The 20,983-nt window shown below is 65.9% G+C and carries 17 protein-coding genes; 5 read left to right on the plus strand and 12 right to left on the minus strand.

The features are described 5' to 3' along the window. The first annotated feature begins 146 nt into the window (after positions 1 to 146). The 3 genes from VGN58_RS14400 to VGN58_RS18315 all read left to right on the plus strand — a co-directional run bounded on the left by VGN58_RS14400 (position 147) and on the right by VGN58_RS18315 (position 3,093). A complete protein-coding gene (locus VGN58_RS14400) occupies positions 147 to 2,462 on the plus strand; it encodes a phage tail tape measure protein (RefSeq protein ID WP_327483866.1) in 2,316 nt (771 codons plus the stop codon). Between the two features lie 109 nt (positions 2,463 to 2,571). Then, the gene (locus VGN58_RS14405) at positions 2,572 to 2,883 is read left to right on the plus strand and encodes a DUF7681 family protein (RefSeq protein WP_327483867.1); all 312 of its coding nucleotides are present in this window, start codon (positions 2,572 to 2,574) and stop codon (positions 2,881 to 2,883) included. A 3-nt stretch (positions 2,884 to 2,886) separates the two neighbouring features. After that, entirely contained in the window at positions 2,887 to 3,093 is a 207-nt protein-coding gene (locus tag VGN58_RS18315) for an AlpA family transcriptional regulator (RefSeq protein ID WP_345786030.1), read from the plus strand. A 15-nt stretch (positions 3,094 to 3,108) separates the two neighbouring features. Here the strand turns inward: VGN58_RS18315 and VGN58_RS14410 are convergent, their stop codons facing one another. The 4 genes from VGN58_RS14410 to VGN58_RS14425 form a co-directional block, all read right to left on the minus strand. After that, the gene (locus VGN58_RS14410; RefSeq protein WP_327483868.1) at positions 3,109 to 3,924 is read right to left on the minus strand and encodes a hypothetical protein; all 816 of its coding nucleotides are present in this window, start codon (positions 3,922 to 3,924) and stop codon (positions 3,109 to 3,111) included. Between the two features lie 326 nt (positions 3,925 to 4,250). Beyond that, on the minus strand, positions 4,251 to 4,814 hold the full coding sequence (locus VGN58_RS14415) for a hypothetical protein (protein ID WP_327483869.1): 564 nt from the start codon (positions 4,812 to 4,814) through the stop codon (positions 4,251 to 4,253). Between the two features lie 15 nt (positions 4,815 to 4,829). Beyond that, entirely contained in the window at positions 4,830 to 6,221 is a 1,392-nt protein-coding gene (locus tag VGN58_RS14420) for a hypothetical protein (RefSeq protein WP_327483870.1), read from the minus strand. Beyond that, on the minus strand, positions 6,187 to 6,846 hold the full coding sequence (locus tag VGN58_RS14425; protein ID WP_327483871.1) for a lysozyme inhibitor LprI family protein: 660 nt from the start codon (positions 6,844 to 6,846) through the stop codon (positions 6,187 to 6,189). The genes VGN58_RS14420 and VGN58_RS14425 overlap by 35 nt, the downstream gene beginning before the upstream one ends. Here VGN58_RS14425 and VGN58_RS14430 point away from each other — a divergent pair. Next, the gene (locus VGN58_RS14430) at positions 6,845 to 7,123 is read left to right on the plus strand and encodes a hypothetical protein (RefSeq protein ID WP_327483872.1); all 279 of its coding nucleotides are present in this window, start codon (positions 6,845 to 6,847) and stop codon (positions 7,121 to 7,123) included. The two genes, VGN58_RS14425 and VGN58_RS14430, sit on opposite strands and share 2 nt — an antisense overlap. A gap of 1 nt (position 7,124) precedes the next feature. On the opposite strand, the gene VGN58_RS14435 is transcribed toward VGN58_RS14430, so the two are convergent. From VGN58_RS14435 to VGN58_RS14470, 8 genes are all read right to left on the minus strand, one after another. Then, positions 7,125 to 7,850, minus strand: a complete 726-nt coding sequence (locus VGN58_RS14435) for a response regulator transcription factor (protein ID WP_327483873.1) — start codon at positions 7,848 to 7,850, stop codon at positions 7,125 to 7,127. Continuing rightward, positions 7,847 to 10,492, minus strand: a complete 2,646-nt coding sequence (locus VGN58_RS14440; protein WP_327483874.1) for a sensor histidine kinase KdpD — start codon at positions 10,490 to 10,492, stop codon at positions 7,847 to 7,849. The genes VGN58_RS14435 and VGN58_RS14440 overlap by 4 nt, the downstream gene beginning before the upstream one ends. Before the next feature lie 745 nt (positions 10,493 to 11,237). Further along, positions 11,238 to 11,393: a hypothetical protein gene (locus VGN58_RS14445; RefSeq protein ID WP_327483875.1), complete on the minus strand. Its 156-nt coding sequence runs from the start codon at positions 11,391 to 11,393 to the stop codon at positions 11,238 to 11,240. A gap of 7 nt (positions 11,394 to 11,400) precedes the next feature. Continuing rightward, a complete protein-coding gene (gene kdpC, locus VGN58_RS14450; protein WP_327483876.1) occupies positions 11,401 to 12,003 on the minus strand; it encodes a potassium-transporting ATPase subunit KdpC in 603 nt (200 codons plus the stop codon). 9 nt (positions 12,004 to 12,012) lie between these two features. Further along, positions 12,013 to 14,073: a potassium-transporting ATPase subunit KdpB gene (gene kdpB / locus VGN58_RS14455; protein WP_327483877.1), complete on the minus strand. Its 2,061-nt coding sequence runs from the start codon at positions 14,071 to 14,073 to the stop codon at positions 12,013 to 12,015. A gap of 10 nt (positions 14,074 to 14,083) precedes the next feature. Then, positions 14,084 to 15,793, minus strand: coding sequence for a potassium-transporting ATPase subunit KdpA (gene kdpA / locus VGN58_RS14460; RefSeq protein WP_327483878.1), 1,710 nt, complete (start codon positions 15,791 to 15,793; stop codon positions 14,084 to 14,086). Positions 15,794 to 15,913: 120 nt separating this feature from the next. After that, entirely contained in the window at positions 15,914 to 16,639 is a 726-nt protein-coding gene (locus tag VGN58_RS14465) for a TorF family putative porin (protein ID WP_327483879.1), read from the minus strand. A 112-nt stretch (positions 16,640 to 16,751) separates the two neighbouring features. Further along, complete coding sequence (locus tag VGN58_RS14470; RefSeq protein ID WP_327483880.1) at positions 16,752 to 17,768, minus strand: sugar kinase; 1,017 nt, start codon at positions 17,766 to 17,768, stop codon at positions 16,752 to 16,754. 238 nt (positions 17,769 to 18,006) lie between these two features. On the opposite strand from VGN58_RS14470, the gene VGN58_RS14475 reads away from it, so the two are divergent. Then, positions 18,007 to 20,784: a TonB-dependent receptor gene (locus VGN58_RS14475; protein ID WP_327483881.1), complete on the plus strand. Its 2,778-nt coding sequence runs from the start codon at positions 18,007 to 18,009 to the stop codon at positions 20,782 to 20,784. The last annotated feature ends 199 nt before the right edge of the window (positions 20,785 to 20,983 follow it).

Genomic DNA, 20,983 nt, shown 5'->3' on the forward strand with positions numbered 1-20,983 from the left:
GAAGCGCCCGGGTACTCGCATCGATCGCGTGGGATACGTACAGACGCGGGGAGTTTTGCAGCAATGCGGCTTTCAGCTCACGGACTCTCTCCCCACGCGTGAAGAAGAAGCGCCGTCACTACACATATCAAGCCCAGGTGTGATGCATGGCAAAGACCATGAAAGCCAGTATTGTCATCGGAGGCGCCGTTTCGGGCGCCTTCCGTTCTGCACTCTCGTCGACGAAGTCGGGCCTGAAGGCGATCGGCGAGGAAATCGCGAACGTCGAGCGGCGTCAGCGATTGCTGGGCCGCAGCATCGACACGTTCGGCCGCATGGGTAGGAACGTCGACCGCATGCGGCAAGAGTACGCCGGCCTTGCACGCGAGGCCGACAAGCTGCGGGCGGCGCAATCGCGCCTTGCCGACGTGCAGCAGCGCATCGACGCGAACAACGACCGCCGCCGCCACCTTCGCGGCGAGCTGGGTTCCGCTGCTGCGACGTTCGGTGTGGTCGCTGCTGCGACGTTAGCGCCGATCCGTAGTGCCGTGCAGTTCGAAAACTCGATGCTTGGCGTCGCGAAACAGCTTGAAGGCGCGCGTGATGCCTCCGGCAACCTGACGTCGACCTACTTCGGCATGTCGCGCGAGATTCAGCGCCTCGGACGCGAAGTACCGCTGGCGACGAATGAGATTGCCGATATGGTCGCGGCGGGTCTGCGCATGGGCGTGGCGACCGACGAAGTAATTGATTTCACTCGCACCACAGCCATGATGGCGGATGCTTTCGCGCTCCCAGCAGGTCAGATTGCCGACGACATGGGAAAAATCGCGGGCCTGTTCCAGATTCCGATTCCCCGGATCAGCGAGCTGGCGGACGCGATCAATTACCTGGATGACAACTCCCAGGCGACAGCGACAGGGATCGTTGACGTCCTGCGGCGCACCGGCGGCATGGCGCAAGCGCTGAAGATGCCGGCTAAGGAAGCGGCGGCGCTGGGTTCGACGTTCCTGACGCTCGGCAGCTCGGCGGAAGTGGCCGGCACCGCGACGAACGCTGTCCTCCGCATTCTGGGCGCAGCGACGGCGCAGTCGAAGAAAGTCCGCGCCGGCATGTCGTCGATCGGGCTTGATCCGGAAGCGCTGCAAAAGGGCATGTCGAAGGACGCGACGGGCACGATCCTGCGACTGCTGGACACGCTGAACGCGCTGAACGACGAACAGCGCATGGTCGCGTCGACCCGCATCTTCGGCGCCGAGTACGGCGACGACATCGCAAAGCTCGCGACGGGTGCTGCGGAGTACCGCAAGCAACTGGCACTGGTGAACGGTGAGCAGGCAAAAGGCAGCATGGCGCGCGAGTTTGAGGCCCGTCTGAAGACGACTGGCGCGATGTGGCAGATCACGAAGAACCGGATGCGGGAAGTGTCCGTCGTGATCGGTGAGTCGTTGCTCCCATCGGTCAACCGCCTGTTGGAGTCGGCCGCGCCGATGATCGAAGGTTTCGCTGACTGGTCGCGACAGAATCCCGGTCTGGTGAAGGGCATCGTCGGTTCGGCCCTGGCGATGACAGGCTTGCGCGTCGTGACAACTGGCGTCTCGTATGCCTGGACGGCGGCGAAAGGCCCCATCTTGTCGGTCATGGGATTCATTGCGCGATTCCGCGCAACCGGCGCGCTTGCCGCGATGGGTCGCTTCGGCCCTGTCGCTATGCGTGTGGCTGGCGCTGTGCGGACGATCGGCGCTGCTATCGCCGCGATCGGCGGCGGGCCGGTGACGGTAGCCGTCGCCGCGCTCACGGCTGGCGCTTTGGTGGTGCGCAAATACTGGCAGCCGATCAAAGCGTTCCTGGGCGGGATGTTCGACGGCGTGCGTGCGGCGGTCGGGCCGGCGCTGGCCGAGGTCGCCGCAGCGCTCGCCCCGCTGAAGCCCGTATGGGATTCCGTGTCGGCCGCGATCGGCAAGGCGTGGGATTGGGTCGTCAAGCTGCTGGAACCCGTCAACATGACGAGCGAGCAGCTAGAAGGCGCGGCGAGCGCCGGCCGCACGTTCGGCGCGGTCATCGGGACCGTAGTTGCCAACGGTCTGCGCGGATTCGCGGCGCTCGCGCGCATCATCGGCTGGGTTATCGGGAAGGCTGCGACGGTCAGCGCGTTGGTCGCGAAGCTGCCGGTGATCGGCCTGCCGCTTCAGCTCGCACAGTCGGCGTTTTCGCCTGTGGCAGCGACGGCCCCGGCGCCTGGGGGCACGCCAGCGGCACCGCGTCCCGGCGGCATGCCCGCGCCCGCGCGTGGTCGCACCGCGCCCGCGGCGCCTGCTGCGGCTGTGCGCGGCGGCACGACCGTCTCTGACAATTCGACGCACACGTACAACATTCAGCAGCAGCCCGGCGAGTCGTCCGAAGCGCTGGCAAAGCAGATTGAAGCGGAGCGTCGCCGCCGCGCAGCAGCAGACAGTCGAGGCCGCCTGGTGGACGCGATGTAGCAGGATGACAGGGACGAAAGGGACACTAACTTTCTCCTGTTGCAACAATCGTGTTCAATTGGATCGCGCACGCAATGTGCGCGATCCATTTAACAGGGGAAAAAACAGCATGTTTGATACCAGCTCGGTCGCGCCTGCGACCGTCGAAGCATACGATCAGCCCGCATCTTCGGAAGTCGATACGACTGTCATCATCGCCAGAATGATCCGCACGAAGGCCGCGGAACTGCGCGAGCTGTTGCAGCACGTCGAATCACACTTGGACGACCAGCACGCGCACGCGAAGGCGACGCATGACATCGACGAAATGCAGCGGCTTCAGGATGCAGACCCGTATCGCTGGCTTGCCGATGCGAAGCACGCGCTGCAATCCGGCGTGATGTTCGCGGACCGTGCGCTGACGCAGCCGACGGGGTTTTAGGCGATGTCTCAGCGATTGATTCGTCTTCCCGCGGTCATCGAACGGACGGGCCTTTCGAAATCAGCGATCTACCGGCGCGCGGGCGCCGGTACGTTTCCCAGGCCAGTTCCGCTTGGCCACAGTATGTCGGGGTGGGTTGAATGCGAAATCGACCAATGGATAACGGACAGAATTCGCGATCGCGATGAAGCAGGACAGGAGCCAGGCTAGCTTAGCGGAACGTAGTCATGCGTTCCCGCCGTTTTCGTTGCTCTCCTTCCGTATAGCTTCACCGAGAATTGTCGGCCTACCTTGTCGTTCCGCGTGCTGCTTGAATGTTCTGATCATCTTGTCGAACATTTCACGATTCTGCTGCATTTTCTCGATGATCTCCGCTAACGTCTCGATCGGCGGGGAGGCGTCAGAGATACTCACCGCTGACGGCGTAACGGTTAGGGAAACTTGCACTCCCTGCCCCGCAGACCTCATCAGGTCACCGTTTCTCCTACCCACAATTTCGCTAATCTCGCGCTGGTGGGCACTTTTTAGGATCGACCTCTGTGCACGGATAAGATCAAGCACGGCTTGGCCGAAGCCTAGAGACTTTTCTCTTGTTGGGATCACGCCCTTGTGGACGACATCGTTCCGAAAGTTCTGCTTCTTGCCAGACAGCACCTCTGGCGGAGTCTTGAACTGTGCGGTCCACATTGCGACGAATGCGCCGAGCTGACGCTCAGACCTATCCGTGATTGCCGTCCACGCTTCCTGAATTTCGGCATGTTCAAGCCCCCTGGCACGCAGGAGAACGCGAACTGAGAATTCGTAGAACCGTTCTAGGCTCGCCGCAAATGAGGTAACAGCCTCGCGGTAATAGCCGTCAAGAATTGCGTTAGATGCGATCTGATAGAGCATTTCAAATGGATGCTCTTGGACCACAAAGCGCCGCCGGTGGCCAAACTCACAAGTGACGTCATACAGACCCCCGTCCTGAAACGGGACATAGATAAGCGTCCCTCTGCTGTCGCTCTCTAGACATTCCACGCAAACGGACATGAACTTCATTGCGTACTCCCGCAGTGGTCGGCTGCGCTTCAGTGCACACCTCGTGCACATGAAATCTAAGAAAGCGTCATTATTCCCGCAAAATATCGCTATTTTCTATCCAGTCCATCATCGGGGCGACCGAGAGGCACAGGGCGTCGTGGGGAATGCGGGGGGACGTCATGGTGTCATTGTAGCGTGGGGGCTCTTGCGACATTTCCCTGCCAAGCGCGACTCACATGCTTGGCTGAACGAAGTCAAGCCCAATAGCGTATCCGTCAAGCACTCCCATGCTGGGCCTCGAGGCCCAGTCAACAACCCATTGCGCTGAAGGGGTCGTCAACGAGTCAGTCTCTGGGCTTCACCGGCCTGTATTTTCCGCTGATCGGTTCCGCCTTGAGGTCGACATTGGCGCAAATCCTCTTCTCTCCACAGGGAACGAAGTCAGCCTGGTTGACCGCGTCTACCCATGTCAGCTCCGCCCTCGCACTCGCCGACTTATCGTTCCAGTAGATTCCCCAGGCGGCGACGCCAACGAACGCCAGTATCGTACACATGGTCAGGCCGCCGATGCCTGTCACCATCCACTTGCGCCGTTCGGCGTTGAATGCTTCCCGCTCGGTCTGCAACTGCGCCGCGACGCGTGCAATCGACTTCGCATCAGCGTCCAGCAACGCATGGACCGGCTCAATGACACGATCCAACGCGTGCCTGACGTCATTTGCGAGCTGATTCTTGACGCCGTCAGCCACCGCGCTCGCCAAGCCCCGCCCTTGCGAGAGCATCGCGTTTGCGCTGTCTTCCAGTGACACGGCACCCTGCTCCATCTTGGCTGAAGCGGCTTCGGCACGATCGGCGAAGTGCTTCATCACCAGTCCCAGCTTCACCAGCTTTTCTTCATCTTGCTCCATGCCTTGCTAGCTCCATCACATCGACAATATTGGACCCGTGGATGTTGACCGTTGCTCCGCGGCGTCCCGCTCGCTGGCCTGGGGCTGCACTTCCGGGCGACGCGTCTCGGCCTGCGATTGCGGTGTTGCGGCCGCGATCTCACGCTGAAACTGAAGCCCGGCTGGGCTATGGCCGTACTCTGTCAATGCTGAATCCACAGCCTTTTCATCCTTGTTGACCGCTGCGTTGTAGAGACGGTCGAGCAACGTAGTGGTCGGGTCCTGCGCCTGCGCTTGATCCGGTCGCCGTGCATCGCCAGGCATCAAAGGGGGAAAACGCAGTCCTTCCGTGTGGTCGGGCATGTCCACCGCGCGGGCTTCCCGCCCCTGCATCGGGATCCCGTTCCGATTCCAGCCTTCCCGGGTCATGACAAAGATGTCCGCGGCGGGGCTGACGACGGTCAGCTCCCCGGACCGGCGCAACGTGACCGAGGACATTTCCAGTGCGGCATTGGGCCGCGCCGCACGAATCCTGGCGTCCCTCGCTGGCTCGTGGTTGTCCACGTGGTCAAGAATCGTGCGTCCTGGGGCAGGGCTGCGCATCATCGCATCGAGCAGTTGCACGTCAGGGCTGTTGGTGAACCTCTCGTACAACGATGGGTTGCCGCGCTCATGAACCTCGCGGCGCCAGGCTTGAGCCAACCTCCCCTCACCGAGTTCCAGAGCATTCATCAGTCGGGTCCCCGCGATGGCATTATCCCGTCCCGTCACGATCGCGTGACGCGCGCTGGCGCTCAGCCCACGGATACCCTCTCCTCCGATCCAGTCGCGCGTCGCCTCCGCGCTCAGTTCGTTGCGCTCCAGATGGTTGATCAACCTTTCCCCGCGTCTCTCGTTCTGGTTGTAGAGCTTCATTGACTGGGCAACGATCTCGGCCGCTTCTGCAGGATCGGTCCGGCGTAGATCGCGCAGCCATTCGATACGGGAAAGTGGCTCGCCGACGTTCTTCCACTTCTTGTCTATCTGCTCCTGATTCAGAGAGCCCACCAGCTCACGCCCCAGGTCAGAGCGCAAATAGTCGTTCAGGCGTGACTGCTCTTCCACACTCAACGCATTGCCCGACTGGCCGCGGGTCTGCAGCCGTCGGGTGAGGTCCCTCACTTCCGCAGGCGAGAACTGATTGTCCGGACTGGCCCATGCCTGGTAGCCGGACATCAGGTCGTGTACCTTCTCGCCACGTACTGGTTGGCCAAAGTCCCACTGCACGATACCGACGCTCCAGCCGGAGTTTCCGCTGCTGTGTGCCAGACTCAGTGCAGGGTAAGTGCCGACCTCGGATGCGCGTCCGACCGCGTTGTAGGCGATCGCATCGAACGTCGTGCGGTCGAGCGGGTCATATGTCCGGGGCTCTTGATTTCCGTTCGTCATTGGCGGCTCCCTCCGCAAACAGGTTGGACATCAGCGCTTCAAGCTCCCTGACATGCGCCTCGGTCATGATGGCGCGGCACATTTCGATCAGTCCGGGAAAGTCCTGACGCGACATGCCCTCAAGCATGGGCGTCAGCCCGCAGTGCGCGTCCCGATACGCTCGCCAGGCGCTCTCGGCGCTGGCATAGGCGTCTTCCGCATCCTTCAAGTAGCCGGGCTGTTCGTGCTCGTAGGAGGCATATGCAGTGCGCATGACGTGGAGCATGGCTTCGCCTGCCTGCTTCAGTCGAACCTCTGCGCGGTGCATGCGGGCATAAGGTGCGCAGCTGTAGAGTCGCGCCGCTTCGCACTCGGCCAGTGTGGCTTCGTCATAACGGGCGTAGCACGACTCCTTGTCCGCTAGCGCTAGCGCATCACAGTCCTTCACCGCCGACACGCCTTCCGCGGTGGTCGCGAGGATGGACGCAACGGTTGACGTCGGGAATAGCGTCCCAGCATGTCCGCCATCAAACACGTGTACCGGAGTGCCCGAAGCAGCGGGAATAGTCGCCTTGAACTTTTCCGCCTCAGGCGAAGGCACTGAAGCACACCCCGGCCCTGTTGCCAGAAGCAGCGCGCTTGCCATGAAAATTCTTCTCGATCCGCCCGACATCATCCTTGTCCTCGCGTCGCTGGGGCAGACCCATGGTGTTGCGACATCGCAGGCGGGTCAACAGTCTTGCACGCTGGATGCGGCTGCACATTTGCGATCCAGCCTTCAAGGACCGAACCAATCCATTGGTTTGGCGTGGATTTTCTCGGCTAGCCCCGCATTTCCTCATCGGGGCGACCGACAAGCTTGGCGTGGCGCAGGGAATGTGAGTTCGCACCTGAATTGCCGCCGAGACATCGGCTTCGCCTGAGTCAGCTTGGTCCAATAAACCTCAACCCCACCCCCGGCTCCGTCGCGATATACCTTGGCGACGTTGCATCATCCTGCAGCTTCTGCCGCAACTTGCCCACCAGGATGCGCAGGTAATGCGTGTCGTGCTGGTGGTCGGGGCCCCACAGTTCGCGCAGCAGTTGCGGCTGGGTGACCACGCGGCCGGGGTGTTGCAGCAGCAGGGCGAGCAGGGCGAATTCCTTGCGGCTCAGTGCAACGGGTTTGCCGTCCAGCGTCACCTCACGGCGGCCGAGGTCGACGTGCAGGTGGCCGTCGTCGAACAGCGGCATGGCCGCGTCGCTGGCGGCGATGCGTGTGCGCAGCAGGCGGCGGATGCGCGCCATCAGTTCCTGCACGCCGAACGGCTTGGTGACGTAATCGTTGGCGCCGCCATCGAGCGCGGCGACTTTCTCCGCTTCGCCATCGCGCACGGTCAGCATGATCACCGGCACCTGCGACCAGTGCCGCAGTTCGCGCAGCACCTCGTGGCCGTCCAGATCGGGCAGGCCGATGTCCAGCACGACGAGGTCGGCACCCTGCGCCGCCAGCTCGGCCAGTCCGGCATGGCCGCTCTCGGCCAGCGCCACCACATAGCCCTGCGCGCGCAGGCTGATGTCGAGGAAGCGCCGGATCTGCGGCTCGTCGTCGATCACCAGGATGCGCGCCGGCGGTGCGGACGTGGCGGACGGTGGCGCGCTGTAGGTCAAGCCGGTGCCTGTGGCGTGGGAGTGAGCAGCGGCAGGGTAATCCGGATCACCGTGCCGCGGCCATCCGGCCCGGGCAGCGCCTGCACGCTGCCGCCGTGCGCGCCCACCATGCCCTGGCAGATCGCCAGCCCCAGGCCGGTGCCGTGGCGGCCGCGGTCGCCCCGCTCCACGCTGTAGAACATGTCGAAGATGCGCGCGCGCTCGTCTTCCGGAATGCCGGGTCCCCGGTCGCGCACGTCGATGCGCAAGGCACCGTCGACGAGCTTCGCGTCGATATGCACCGGTGCGTCCGGCGGCGAGAACTTCGCTGCATTCTCCAGCACGTTGAACACCGCCTGCTCGATCAAGGCCGGGTGCACCCAGATCGTCGGCATGTCCGCGGCCACCGTGGTATGCACGCGCACCTTGGGCTGGTAGCGCTGCAGGCGGGCGACCGCCGAACCGAGCAGCTCGTCCACGCCGATCCAGTCGCGGTTGAGCGTCAATCCGCTGTGGCCCAGCCGCGTCATGTCGAGCAGGTTCTGGATGTAGCGGTCCAGCCGCTCGCCTTCCTGCTGGATGGTGTCGAGCAGGCTGCGCCGGTCCGCTTCGCCCATCGCGTCCCAGTAGCTGGCCAGGCTGCTGGCCGAGCCGATCATGGAGGCCAGCGGCGAGCGCAGGTCGTGCGAGACGGAAGACAGCAGTGCCGAGCGCAGGCGCTCGGTTTCGCCACTGACGCGCGCGTCTTCCAGTTCGGCGACCAGACGCGTGCGCACCACCGCCTGCGCGATATCTTCCGCCATCGCTTCCGCCAGCCGTCGCTGCTCAGGCAGCAGGCGGTCGGCGTCCTCGAAGCGCAGCCCCACCACCCCGACGCTGTCACGGTCGCCGCGCAGCGGCAGGAACCAGCGTGCTGCGCCGGCCAGCGTATCGGTGTGGCGCCCGGTCGGCTGGCCGTGCTGCTGCGCCCAGTCGCTGGCGGCCCGGTCGATCTCGCTCAGCGTGGTGTCGACGGGCTCTTCGCGCCCGTGCACGCGCAGCCAGGCATCGGCGCCGAGTGCGCGCTCCAACGCCTTGCGGCCGGCGACCAGCACCTGGCCCAGGTCGGCGGCGCCGGCCAGGTCGCGGCCCAGTGCCTGCAATGCCGTGGCCTGCGCATTGGCCGCACGCAACGCGACCACCTGCATGCGCAGGCGCGAGGCCAGGCGTCCCGCAACGAGCGCCGCCACCAGGAACAGGAACACGGTGGCAACGCCCTGGCGCGCGCCGATGTTGAAGGTGAAGCGCGGTTCGATGAAGAAGAAGTTGTAGGCCAGGAAGCTCAGCAGCGCAGCCACCACGGCGGCGGTCATGCGCGTGCGTGCCGCCACCAGCACCACCGCGACGATGAAGACCATCGACAGGTCTTCCAGGCCGACCCAGCGCTCGGCCAGCCAGGCGACCCCCACTGACAGGACCGAGGCCGTCGCCGCGAAGCCCAGCTCCTCCCGCGGCAGCCAGCCGTTCGGACCGGACCTGCCACGGCGCGAACGCGCGCGCGCTTCCGGCGTGCTGATGATGACCAGCTCGTAGTGCGCGCCGCGCTGCAGGATCTGCTGGGTCAGCGTGCGGTTGATCATGCGCGCGAACGGCCGTTCGCGCGTACGTCCCAGCACCAGGGTGGACGCGCCGCTCTGGGTCGCATGGTCGAGCAGTGCATCGGGAATGCGCGCCCCGCGCAGCACCTCGGTGTCCGCGCCCAGCCTGCGCGCCAGCGCGAAGGCCTGGTCGATCTCGCGCTGCTGCGCCTCGTCCACCGCGTCCGACACCTGCACGGTCACCACGCTCCACGGTGCATCGCGCCGTTCGGCGATGCGGCGCGCGGCGCGCACGAGGTATTCGGATTGCCCGCGCCCGTCGATGGCCACCAGCACGCGCCGCCGCAGCGGCATGCCCGGCAGGCCACGCGCGGCCTGGTCTTCGCGCAGGTCGGCATCGACGCGGTCGGCCGCCGTCTGCATGGCCAGTTCGCGCAACGCGATCAGGTTGGAGGGCGAGAAGAACGCCTGCAATGCCTGCGATGCCTGTTCCGGCAGGTAGACCTTGCCCTGGTGCAGGCGTTCGATCAGCTCGCGCGGTGGCAGGTCGACCAGCACGATGTCGCGCAGCCGGTCGAACACGGCATCCGGCACGGTTTCGCTGACGCGTACGCCGGTGATCCGGTGGACGACATCGTTGAGGCTTTCCAGATGCTGGATGTTGATCGTGGTATGGACGTCGATGCCGGCGTCCAGCAGTTCGATCACGTCCTGCCAGCGGCGCTCGTGGCGGCTGCCCGGCGCGTTGCGGTGGGCGAGTTCGTCCACCAGCGCGATCTGCGGGCGACGCGCCAGCAGCGCGTCCAGGTCCATCTCCTCCAGCCAACGACCCTGGTAGGCCACGCGCTTGCGCGGCAGGATGTCCAAGCCTTCGGTCAGCGCGGCGGTCTCGCCCCGCCCGTGCGTCTCCACGATCCCCACCACCACGTCGCGCCCCTGGCGACGCAGTTCGCGCGCCCGCGACAGCATGGTGTAGGTCTTGCCCACGCCGGGCGCGGCGCCCAGGAAGATGGTCAGCCGCCCACCCCGCTCACGCTGCAGGTGGTCGATCAGGGCATCGGCCTGACGGTCGCGGGAATCGGTCATGGGGATATTCTGCCTGTTGTCGTGTCACGTCGAGGGGGCGCCGGCCGCGCGAAGGGTGTCGTGAAGGAAAATTTCCTCGATGGCGAGGCAGACATGCCTTGCGCGCGAAGAAGATCTCCCCGCCGGCGCACCTGTTTGGTTCGATCGCATCGCCATGTTCCTCGTCGTCTCACCCAAAAGCCTCGACCCTCCGACCCTTCCCGGTTCGACGTCGATGAAGTTCGCCTCGTCATGACAGCTTCGAGCCTTGCACGCGAACGAACTTTCGTCGCCGTCTCACCTCGGAACTTTGTGCATCGAAGAAAATTTCCTTGTGCGCAAGCTTACGAACCTCGTGAACGAAGCGATCTGATCTGACAGCGCACCTTTTTGGTTCAGTCGCAGGACGACAAGTACGGCACACAGGTGATCGATCACCACGGGCGTCTCCCTTCTCCCCGCGCGCGGGGAGAAGGTGCCCGGAGGGCGGATGAGGGGCGAGCGGAGGGAGAATCCTGACGAGTCACGGAGATCTCCAAGCAAGCGCTGATCGTTTCATCACACTCGACACACGGCGTACGACTCAGCACTTCGGCGCCGTCGCCCCTCACCCGCCTTCGGCACCCTCTCCCCGCACGCGGGGAGAGGGAAAAGCATCTTCAGCATCGTGCGGTTGTTTCCTTCTCCCCGCGCGCGGGGCGCGTGGACCAGCGCGCGCACATCGCCTGATCGAGCTCTTCTCGGCACGCGTATGCAACGGGAACGGTCAGCCCGACGGCGGGCTGTTGGCCAAGGCCACGATGACGATGGCGTAGCCGGCAGCGACCGCGAACAGCAGGGCGCGAAACACCAGGTCGCGACGCCAGGCGCAAAGGCGGCGTTTGTGGCCGGCCAGGCCCTTGGGACATCGATCATGCTCCATGGCTGCATTACTCCGGCTTTCGGGCCTCATCCAGGGCCAGGTTGAGTTCGAGCACATTGACGCGCGGCGCACCCAGCAAGCCGAACTGCGGCCCTTCGGTGTGTGCGGCGACCAGACGTTCCACCTCGTCCACCGGCAGTCCGCGCGCGCGGGCGACACGCGCGATCTGGATCCGGATGGCGGCCGGCGACAGGTGCGGGTCGATGCCGCCGCCCGACTGCGTGACCAGGTCGCTCGGCACGTCGGCCGGCGCCACCCCTTCGCGCGCCGCCACGGCCGCACGCGCCTCGTCGATACGCGTGCGCAGGTCGGGGTTGGTGCGCGCCTGGTTGCTGCCGGCCAGGGCCATCACGTCGTAGTTCGCGGCGGACGGGCGCGACTGGAAGTAGCGCTCGTCGGCGAACGGCTGGGCGACCAGCGACGAGCCGATCACGCGGCCGTCGCGTTCGATCAGGCTGCCGCCGGCCTGGTGCGGGAACAGCAACGAACCCAGGCCGGCCCCCGCCAGCGAGTACAGCAGGCCGAAGCCAAGCAGCGTCACGCCGGCCAGCACGAGAGCCGGGCGCCACGCGGGCGCGGCGGCGACGGAAGAAGCGGAAGGGGTGTTCATGGAAAGTCCTCAGGCGCCGATGACGGCGGCCAGCAACAGGTCGATGAGCTTGATGGCGGCGAACGGCAGCAGCACGCCGCCGACACCGTAGACCAGCATGTTCCGGCGCAGCAGCGCGGTGGCGCCGGCCGGGCGGAAGCGCACGCCGCGCAGCGCCAGCGGGATGAGCAGCGGGATGATGATGGCGTTGAAGATCAGCGCGGCCAGCACGGCATTGGTCGGGCTGGAGAGCCGCATCAGGTTCAACGCACCCATCGAAGGAATCGCAGCGGCGAACAGCGCCGGCAGGATGGCGAAGTACTTCGACACGTCGTTGGCCAGCGAGAACGTGGTCAGCGCGCCGCGCGTGATCAGCTGCTGCTTGCCGACTTCGACGACCTCCAGCAGCTTGGCCGGGTCGGAGTCGAGATCGACCATGTTGCCCGCCTCCTTCGCCGCCTGCGTGCCGGAATTCATCGCCAGGCCCACGTCGGCCTGCGCCAGCGCCGGTGCGTCGTTGGTGCCGTCGCCGACCATCGCGACCAGGCGGCCGCCGGCCTGTTCCTGGCGGATGCGCGCCAGCTTGTCTTCCGGACGGGCCTCCGCGATATAGTCGTCCACGCCGGCTTCGGCGGCGATGGCGGCGGCGGTCAACGGGTTGTCGCCGGTGATCATCACCGTGCGGATGCCCACGGCGCGCATGTGGGCGAACTTTTCCTTGATGCCGTGCTTGACCACGTCGGACAGTTCCACCACGCCCAGCACATGGCTGCCGTCACTGACCACCAGCGGCGTGGCCCCGTTGCGGGCGACCTGCTCGACGCGCGCGGTGAGTTCGGCCGGCGCGGTGCCGCCCAGCGCCTGCACATGCTTCAGGATGGCGTCCATCGCACCCTTGCGGATGACACGGACGTGACCGCGGCCATCGTCAGGAAGATCCACGCCGGACATGCGGGTCTGCGCGGTGAAGGCGACGAACTGCGCACGCGCCGGATCGGCCAGGGTGGCGCCCTGCTCGCGCGCCAGCTTCACGATCGACTTGCCTTCCGGCGTGGGATCGGCCAGCGACGACAGCATAGCGGCATCGCGCAACTGCTCGCGGTCGATGCCGGCCAGCGGATGGAACAGCGTCGCCTGGCGGTCGCCGTGGGTGATGGTGCCGGTCTTGTCGAGCAGCAGCACGTCGACGTCGCCGGCCACTTCCACCGCCTTGCCCGACTTGGCCAGCACGTTGGCCGCCAGCGCGCGGTTCATGCCGGCGATGCCGATGGCCGGCAGCAGGCCGCCGATGGTGGTGGGAATCAGGCAGACTAGCAGTGCGACCAGCAGCAGCGGATCGAGCTTCGCCCCGACGAAGCCGGCGATGAAGGGCAGCGTGACCACGACGATCAGGAACGTCAGCGTCATCGTCAGCAGCAACAGGCCCAGCGCGATCTCGTTCGGCGTCTTCTGGCGGTTGGCGCCTTCGACCAGCGAGATCATGCGGTCCAGGAAACTGTGGCCCGGCTCGGCCGTGACCTTCACCACGATCTGGTCGGACAGCACCTTGGTGCCGCCGATCACGCCGCTGCGGTCGGTGCCGGCTTCGCGCAGCACGGGGGCGGATTCGCCGGTGACGGCGGACTCGTTGATGGTGGCCAGGCCCTTGACGATTTCGCCGTCGGCCGGGATCTGCTCGCCGGCGGACACGATGACGTAATCGCCGGGCCTCAGGTCGGCCGCGGGAATGCGCCGCTCGGCCCCGCCCAGCGGCGTGTCGATGCGGCGCGCGACCAGATCCTTGCGGGCGCGACGCAGCGACGCCGCCTGGCCCCGGCCGCGCGCTTCGGCGACGGCTTCGGCGAAATTGGCGAACAGCACGGTGACGAACAGCAACGCGGTCACCGCCCAGCCGATGCCCGGCGTGGTGGTGCCGGCCAGCGTCAGCCCAGCGGTTAGCAGAGTACCCAGCCAGACCACGGCCATGACCGGGTTCTTGAAGGCGTGCTGCGGAGCCAGCTTGGTGAAGGCGCCGATGACGGCAGCGCGGAAGCCCGCGCTGTCGAGCAGGGCCGGCGCGCGGCCGGCGGAGCGTGAGGAGGAGGGAGTCATGTCGGTGTTCTCAGAGCGCGCTCAGGGCCAGGTGGTCGGCGACGGGGCCGAGGACCAGCACGGGCATGAACTGCAACAGGGTCAGGATGACGACCACGGCGATCAGGGTGAGCGCGAAGGTCGGGGTTTCCACCTTGAGGGTGCCGGGGCCTTCGGGCGTAGCGCGCTTGCGCGCCAGCGAACCGGCGATGGCCAGCGGGATGATCAGCGCGGGGTAACGGCCCAGCGCCAGCATCAGCGAGGTGCTGAGGTTCCACCAGTAGGTCGCATCGCCCAAACCCTCGAAGCCGGAACCGTTGTTGGCGAACGCCGAGGTGTACTCGTAGAACACCTGGCTGATGCCATGGAACGACGGATTGGAATTGCCTGTGATGGATGGCACGGCCAGCGTGATGGCGGTGAAGGCGAGCAGCGCCAGCGGCTGCAGCAGTACCAGCGCGGCCAGCAGCTTCACTTCGTGCGCTTCGATCTTGCGGCCGAACAGTTCCGGCGTGCGGCCGGTCATCAGGCCGGCGAGGAACACGCTGAGCAGCAGATAGACCAGGAACTGCTGCAGGCCGCAGCCGATGCCGCCCCAGATGCTGTTGACCAGCATGTTGCTGGTCGTCACCAGGCCGGTGAGCGGCGCCAGCGAGTCGTGCATCGCATTGACCGAGCCGTTCGAGGTCTGCGTGGTCAGCGCACCCCACAGCGCGGACGGCGCGGCGCCGAAGCGCACTTCCTTGCCTTCCATCAGCGCGATGTCCGAGGAGGTGCCGGACAGGCTTTCGGACCACACGGCCGCACCGGCGGACACCAGCGACATGGTCAGCATGGTGCCGAACACCAGCGCGGTGAACTTCTTGCGGCCGGTGAATCCGCTGACCATGAAGGCGATGCTGACCGGGATCAGGATGATGGCCAGCGTTTCCAGCAGGTTGGAGAACGGCGTGGGGTTTTCCAGCGACACGGCGCTGTTGGGGCCGTACCAGCCGCCGCCGTTGGTGCCGAGCTGCTTCACCGCGACCATCGGCGAGACGGGGCCCAACGCGATCTTCTGCTCGGTCATGCCGGCCGACGCATCGATCGGCGTGGCGACGGGCCCGCCGTCGAACGTGGCCGGTACGCCCTGGCTGGTCAGCGTCAGCGACCAGACCAGGCACAGCGGCAGCAGGAAACGTACGGCCGGACGGATCACATCGGCCCAGTAGTTGCCGACATCGGCTTCACCGTTCGCGGTGGTGTCCGCCGTCGCATCCTTCTTCTCTCGCCCGCCGAACAGCCCGCGCAAGGTGGCGGCGACCAGGGCCAGGCCCATCATTGGCGTGATCACCTGCAGGCCGACGATCGCACTGGCGTGCGCCAGGTACGACAGTTGCGCCTGCCCGGAGTAGTGCTGCTGGTTGGTGTTGGTGAGGAACGACACCATCGTGTGCAGCGCCAGGTCCCAGCGCATGTTGGGGATGCCGTTGGGATTGAGCGGCAGCCAGGCCTGGGTCATCAGGACGACCCAGACGATCACGCCCAGCACCAGGTTGCTGAGCAGGAAGGCCTTGGCATAGCCCTTCCAGCCCATGCCGTGCGAAGGATCGACGCCGAGCAGCGCGTACAGGGGGCGTTCGATCAGGCCGAACAGCCGGTCGCCCCGCATCGGGGCACCGCGCATCACCGCGGCCAGGTAGCGGCCCAACGGCCAGCCGAGTGCGATCGCAAGCGCGAAAACGAGAAGGAATTCAGTCATGGGAGTCATCCATCGGCGTGCGTGCGCGCCGCGTGATCAGCAGGAACAGAAGACCGGCGCCGGCGAGCAAGCCCGCCAGCGCCAGCGACATGCAGAGAAAGGACGCGAGCACGGCCGCCGTCAGAACGACGCTTGCAGCGCCGCTTCCACGCGCGAGCCGGCCAGGCCCGGGAACAGCGTCTTCGCGCTGCTGTCGGTGGCGTGCGCGGTCACTCGCAGCTCGAACGGCGCCTTGAACGCCAACACGGCGCCCAGCTGTGCATGTGCGTAGCTGTCGTCGTAGGCGTCGTCCAACCAGTAGTAGCCGGCGGCGGCTTCCAGGCGGACCTGTTCGCCCAGGGGGAACTTGGCGCCCAGCTGCGCGTAGGCGCCGGCTTCGTCGGTCGCGAGCGCTTCGGTGGAGTAGCCCAGCTGCGCCCAGTAGTGCTGCTTCCAGGTCAGCGTACCGATGGCCTCGGTCCAGTTGAGGTCGACGGTGGTGGACGGGTAGCGGTAGTGGGTGAGGTTGATGTCGAGCGCCCAGTCCTCGGCGACGTTGCCGCTCCAGCCGACGGTGACGTCGATCTCACTGCTGGCCTTCGTTTCCGGTGCGAACTCGACGTTCGAGCCCCAGATCGCGCCGTACAGACCGTTGTCGGCCGCGGCCTTGAAACCGGCCTGCACAGCCGGGTCGCCTTGGGTCTGCGTGGCGCCGCGCCAGACGTAGTCGGTGGTGAGGGCGCCGGAACCGCTGAACGTCGCGGCGCTGGCGGACGAGGCCGCCGCCAGCAACAGCGCAGCGGCGAGGGAGGAAGACGCGGAACGCGCAAGCATCTGCCTGCGGGAAAAGAAAGAGGACAACGGCATGGGTGCGATCCAGGCGGAAGAAGTTCCGCCGACCGCAAAAGTCTGTTCCCGGCTCGCGTAAAGCCGCCATGCGCCGCGCGGGCCGCGGCGTAAATTCGGCGTAAAGCGTGCGTCAGCGCTTCACGTCCAGACTGTTCTCGCCAAGGAAGGCGTGCACGTCGGCCGCCGCCACCAGATTGAAATCGCCCGGCAGCGAATGCTTCAGGCAGGCGGCGGCCACGCCGAAGTGCAGCGCATCGACCGCCTCCATGCCGGTCAGGCCGCCATGCAGCACACCGGCGGCGAAGGCGTCGCCCGTGCCGATGCGGTCGACGATCGGCGAGACCTCGTAGGACGGCGTGGTGAGCAGGCTGCCGCCGCGCAACGCCGTGATGCCCGACAGGGCGTGATGGTCGACGCTGCGCTGCACGCGCACGGTGGCCGCCATCTGCCGCAGATGCGGAAAGGCCTTGAACGCGGCCGCCGCGCCCGCCGCGAAGCGTTCCTGCGGTGTCGCCTGCGGAAACTCCAGGCCGAGCACCACCTGCAGGTCGCGATGGCTGGCGAACAGGAGGTCGGCTTCGGACATCAGGCCACGCAGGATCGTCGGCGCATCACCGCCCCATGCGTCCCACAGCCTGGGACGGAAGTTGCCGTCGAAGGACACCTTCACGCCTGCAGCGCGGGCCGCTCTCACGGCGGTGAGGACGCCATCCGCAGCCGTTTGTCCGAGTGCCGGCGTCACGCCGGAGACATGCAGCCAGTCCGCGCCGGCCAGCAGCGTCGTCCAGTCGTGCGTGCCGCCGCCGTCGCGGGCGAAGGCCGAGTCCGCCCGGTCGTACAGCACCTCGCTCGGTCGCTGGATGGCGCCGGGGGTCAGGAAGTACAGGCCCATGCGTCCGGGCGCCTGCTTCACGGCGCGCGTGTCGACGCGATGCCGGCGCAGTTCGCCCAGGGCGGCTTCGCCGAGCGCGTTGTCCGCCACCAGGCCCACCATGCCGGCGTCATGGCCGAAGCGCGCCAGCGAGACCGCGACATTCGCTTCGGCGCCGCCGACATGCACGTCCAGCACGGGCGACTGCAACAACAGTTGGCGACCGGGTGCGCCAAGACGCAGCAGCAACTCGCCGAAACAGACGATCTTTCCCATCTCCCCTCTCCTCCCGTGACATGGACGCGGCGCACCCTGCGCGCCGGTTCGGCTTGTCCTTGGGACAAGATTAACCGGCTCAACTGACAGTTGTTGTTGCAGCGCACACTCTGTTAGCGTTGTTTTTGACCAGCGGTGTCATTTTACCAGCTGGCAGGTTTCGTAAGGGAATAAACAGCAGTTTTTGCCATCAAAACAGTCGCGGTACGCGGCCATGGTCCCTTGAGGAGGGGAGAACATGCCAGTTAGTCATCAGAACCGGAAGACACCGGTTACCTTGCTTGCCGTCTCGATCGGCCTGGCGCTGCAGATGAGTGCTGCCGCCCACGCCCAGGAGGCGGCGCAGCCGGCCGACTCGGGCCAGTCCGCCCCGGCCGAAAGCGTCGACACGCTCGACACCGTCAGCGTCACCGGTTACCGCGCCAGCGTGGAGCGGGCCCTCGACATCAAGCGCGGCGAAGCCGGCGTGGTCGATGCGATCGTGGCCGAGGACATCGGCAAGTTCCCCGATCTCAACCTGGCCGAATCGCTGCAGCGCATCCCCGGCGTGGTCATCACCCGCGATGCCGGCGAAGGCCGGAACATCTCGGTGCGCGGCCTGGGTCCGGACTTCACCCGCGTCCGCATCAACGGCATGGAGGCGCTGACCACGGTCGGTTCCACCGACCAGAACGGCGGTTCCAACCGGGGCCGCGGCTTCGACTTCAACGTCTTCGCCTCCGACCTGTTCTCGCAGCTGATCGTGCGCAAGACCGCTCAGGCGGATGTCGAGGAAGGCTCGCTCGGCGCCACGGTCGACCTGCGCACGGCGCGCCCGTTCGACTATGACGGCTTCACGCTGGTCGCCAGCGGCCAGGCCAGCTATGCCGACATGGGCAGTTCGACCGATCCGCGCCTGGCCGGGCTGATCTCCAATACGTGGGCCGACGGCAAGTTCGGCGCACTGCTGTCGGTCGCCTACTCCGAGCGGCAGGCGCTGGAAGAAGGCAGCGGCAGCGGCCGCTGGGCCGGCGGCACCAGCAACAATGGCTTCAACCCGGCATCGCCCTATACGCCGGCCCTTGCCGCCAACACCTATCACCCCCGCTTCCCGCGCTACACGCTGATGGAGCACGACCAGAAGCGCACGGGCGTGACGGCGTCGCTGCAGTTCAAGCCGACCGATCGCACCCAGTTCGCCTTCGATGCGCTGTACTCGAAGATCGATGCGGTGCGTGACGAGAAGTACATCGAGGCCATTTCGTTCAGCCGTGGCGCCTCGCAGAACGGCAAGCCGCAGACCATCGTGCGCGATGGCGTGGTCGAGAACGGTGCGCTGGTCTACGGGCTGTTCGACGACGTGGACATCCGCTCCGAGAGCCGACACGACGAATGGAACACGGTCTTCACCCAGCTGGGCCTGGAAGGCCAGCACGAGTTCACCGACAACTTCAAGATCTCGGGCAAGCTCGGCACGTCGAAATCGGAACACGAGAATCCGATCCAGACGACGATCATCATGGACAAGCTGAACGTCGACAACTACAGCTACGACTACCGCGGCAATCCCTACAAGCCGGTCATCGACTATGGCATCAGCCCCACCGATCCCAATGGCTGGACGCTGGCCGAGATCCGCATCCGCCCGCAGTACGTCGAGAACGACTTCGACGTCGCCCAGCTGGACTTCAACTGGAACATCAGCCCGGGCTTCCGCCTGAAGGGTGGCGTGCAGGCGAAGGACTACAGCTTCTCGACGCGCGAACTGCGGCGGTCTACCGAAAGCCTGACGGGCGTGCCGATGTTCACCGACGGCACCCGCATCGTGCCGACGGATCTGACCGAACAGGCCAGCCTCGATGGTGTGAGCGGGTCTCCCGGCACGTGGGTGATCCCCCACTACCAGGGCATCGCCGACTTCTACGACATCTACAGCAACAGCGGGCCGTTCGCCCTCGCCGAGCGTGCGGTGAACACGCGCAGCGTCGAGGAAGAGGATCGCGGCGTCTACCTGATGGGTGAATTCTCTGCCGATCTGGGTGCCATTCCCGTGTCGGGCAATTTCGGCGTGCGCTACGTGCGCACCAAGCAGTCCTCCACGGGCATCGCGACGGCCAGCGGCACGCCGGTCGCCACGACGGTCTCGCGCGAGTACAGCGACACCCTGCCGTCGATGAACCTGGTGGCCGAGATCACGCCTGACTTCCTGATCCGGCTCGGTGCCGCCAAGGTAATGACGCGTCCCGGCCTGGGCAGCCTGACCCCGGGCGTGACCGTCAACGTCAGCGGCGGTGCGCGCACCGTCAGCGGCGGCAATCCGAACCTGGATCCGATCCGCGCCGACACCGTGGACCTGGGCTTCGAGTGGTACTTCAACGAAGGCGCGATGCTGGGCCTGGGTTTGTTCTACAAGGACATCGAGAGCTTCATCCAGACCACCCGCGTGGTGCAGCCCTATTCGTCGAGCGGCCTGCCCGCCAGCCTGCTGGACGGCACCGGTGCCGGCGTGAACGACGACTTCGTCTTCAGCGTGCCGCTCAACACCCCGGGTGGCGAACTGACCGGTTTCGAGGCCAACTACACGCAGCCCTTCACCTTCCTGCCGGGCAAGTTCGGCAACCTGGGCGTGCAGTTGAACTACACCTACGTCGATTCGCAGATCCAGTACCTCACCTCTACCGGTGCCAACTCGTTCAAGACCGATCTGACCGGTCTGTCCAAGCACGCCTGGAACGCGACGCTCTACTACGAAGGCGAGCGCTTCTCGGGCCGTGTCTCGGCGACCAATCGCGACGACTTCCTGTTGCAGGTACCCGCGACCGAGGCCGGCTTCGACGTTCACGGACAAACGGGCACGACCACCGTCGACGCCTCCGTGCGCTGGAAGATCAACGACAAGCTCGAGCTGAGCCTGGAAGGCATCAACCTGACCGACGAACCGCAGGAATCGTGGGTCGCGAATGCGGGTGGCCAGCTCCCGCTGGACTACAGCGAAACCGGCCGCCAGTACCTGCTGGGCCTGCGTTACAAGTTCTGATGCGTTGACCGTCCCGCCCCTTCCACGGAAGGGGCACCCGAAGCCCGGCCGCCTCTCCCGGCCGGGCTTTTTTCATCCGCAGGCTGCCGGCGCATCCGCGACGCGATGCCTTCCACGTGCCTCCGCTGCACGCATCCGTGCCGCCTTGCGGGCAGGCCCGCACGGATCGCAGGACGCCGGCCGTTCGCCCGCATTGCAT

It is taken from the genome of Pseudoxanthomonas sp., from assembly GCF_035999195.1.
Taxonomy (GTDB): domain Bacteria; phylum Pseudomonadota; class Gammaproteobacteria; order Xanthomonadales; family Xanthomonadaceae; genus Pseudoxanthomonas_A.

Coding starts and splice junctions, on each gene's coding strand:
- VGN58_RS14400 (WP_327483866.1), top strand. CDS start 147: ATGGCAAAGACCATGAAAGCCAGTATTGTCATCGGAGGCGCCGTTTCG.
- VGN58_RS14405 (WP_327483867.1), top strand. CDS start 2,572: ATGTTTGATACCAGCTCGGTCGCGCCTGCGACCGTCGAAGCATACGAT.
- VGN58_RS18315 (WP_345786030.1), top strand. CDS start 2,887: ATGTCTCAGCGATTGATTCGTCTTCCCGCGGTCATCGAACGGACGGGC.
- VGN58_RS14410 (WP_327483868.1), bottom strand. CDS start 3,924: ATGAAGTTCATGTCCGTTTGCGTGGAATGTCTAGAGAGCGACAGCAGA.
- VGN58_RS14415 (WP_327483869.1), bottom strand. CDS start 4,814: ATGGAGCAAGATGAAGAAAAGCTGGTGAAGCTGGGACTGGTGATGAAG.
- VGN58_RS14420 (WP_327483870.1), bottom strand. CDS start 6,221: ATGACGAACGGAAATCAAGAGCCCCGGACATATGACCCGCTCGACCGC.
- VGN58_RS14430 (WP_327483872.1), top strand. CDS start 6,845: ATGAAAATTCTTCTCGATCCGCCCGACATCATCCTTGTCCTCGCGTCG.
- VGN58_RS14425 (WP_327483871.1), bottom strand. CDS start 6,846: ATGGCAAGCGCGCTGCTTCTGGCAACAGGGCCGGGGTGTGCTTCAGTG.
- VGN58_RS14440 (WP_327483874.1), bottom strand. CDS start 10,492: ATGACCGATTCCCGCGACCGTCAGGCCGATGCCCTGATCGACCACCTG.
- VGN58_RS14445 (WP_327483875.1), bottom strand. CDS start 11,393: ATGGAGCATGATCGATGTCCCAAGGGCCTGGCCGGCCACAAACGCCGC.
- kdpC (WP_327483876.1), bottom strand. CDS start 12,003: ATGAACACCCCTTCCGCTTCTTCCGTCGCCGCCGCGCCCGCGTGGCGC.
- kdpB (WP_327483877.1), bottom strand. CDS start 14,073: ATGACTCCCTCCTCCTCACGCTCCGCCGGCCGCGCGCCGGCCCTGCTC.
- kdpA (WP_327483878.1), bottom strand. CDS start 15,793: ATGACTGAATTCCTTCTCGTTTTCGCGCTTGCGATCGCACTCGGCTGG.
- VGN58_RS14465 (WP_327483879.1), bottom strand. CDS start 16,639: ATGCCGTTGTCCTCTTTCTTTTCCCGCAGGCAGATGCTTGCGCGTTCC.
- VGN58_RS14470 (WP_327483880.1), bottom strand. CDS start 17,768: ATGGGAAAGATCGTCTGTTTCGGCGAGTTGCTGCTGCGTCTTGGCGCA.
- VGN58_RS14475 (WP_327483881.1), top strand. CDS start 18,007: ATGCCAGTTAGTCATCAGAACCGGAAGACACCGGTTACCTTGCTTGCC.